This is a genomic window from Sphingosinicella sp. CPCC 101087, from assembly GCF_004151485.1.
In the GTDB taxonomy this organism is placed as follows: domain Bacteria; phylum Pseudomonadota; class Alphaproteobacteria; order Sphingomonadales; family Sphingomonadaceae; genus Allosphingosinicella.
This window is the reverse complement of the sequence record NZ_SBFF01000036.1, coordinates 1-965: the sequence shown is the minus strand read 5'-3', so window position 1 is coordinate 965 and position 965 is coordinate 1. Positions and strand designations below refer to the sequence as shown.

General features: G+C 63.6%; 1 protein-coding gene. It reads right to left on the bottom strand.

Features of this window, described 5'->3' with window-relative positions; genetic code table 11:
• On the bottom strand, nt 1-909 hold a 909-nt coding region (locus tag EKM57_RS21665), incomplete at its 3' end, for a dihydrodipicolinate synthase family protein (RefSeq protein ID WP_129794618.1).
• Nucleotides 910-965: the final 56 nt, after the last annotated feature.

The window sequence follows — 965 nt, the reverse complement described above, 5'->3', positions numbered from 1 at the left end:
CCTGACGATATTAGGTCTATTGTTTGCGGCGTTTTCGACCATTTGGATGACTTCGGCGCGTCTTTGTCCCTGGAGGGGGAGTCTTGGCAGTCTGACATGTTCGGTACCGCGTCCCATGATTTGCTCGGCGAGTTTGATGGACTGGACGAGGTCGTGTTCGGCGTCGAGGTGGAGCAGGGGCATGAACCATCGGTAGATGGCGCGGGCTTGTTCGAAGTCGCCTTGTTCGAAGGCTTTGACGAGGGCGACGGATTCCTGGGGGAAGGCGCTGGTGAGGCCGGATATCCATCCGGTGGCGCCGAGGAAGAGGCCTTCCAGGGCGACGTCGTCGAGCCCGGCCATGAGGACGTAGCGGTCGCCGTAGCGGTTGATGAGGTCGGTGAAGCGCCTGGGGTCGGGGGCGCTTTCCTTGACGGCGACGACATTTTCGACCGGCACGAGCTTGTCGAGGGTCTCGAAACCGATGGAGACGCGGTAGGCCGGGGGATTGTTGTAGAGCATGACCGGCAGGCTGGTGGCGCGTGCGATGGTGCTGAAGTGGACGAACAGTTCCTCAGGGGTGGGCACATAGACCATGGCGGGCAGCGCCATGAGCGCGGGGATGCCGATCGCCTCGGCGTCGCGGGTGAACTGGACGGCGCTGGCGGTGGTGAGTTCGGAAACGCCAGCGACGAGGGGCACGCGGGTGCCGACGGCCTCGACCGCGGCCTTGAGGACGATCCTCTTTTCTTCGGGCGTGAGCGAGTTGTTCTCGCCGCAGGTGCCGAGGACGACGAGGCCGTCGACGCCGTCGTCGACGAGCGCGGTCAGGACCTTCTGGGTGGCATCGACGTCGAGCGCGCCGTCAGGCGAGAATTGGGTGGTGGCGGCCGGGTAGACGCCCGTCCACGAGGGGGCATTGAGACTCACGAGGGACCTCCGTTGAACAGCTCTTTCTTATAACGTATACGATCCAGATGGGAAGC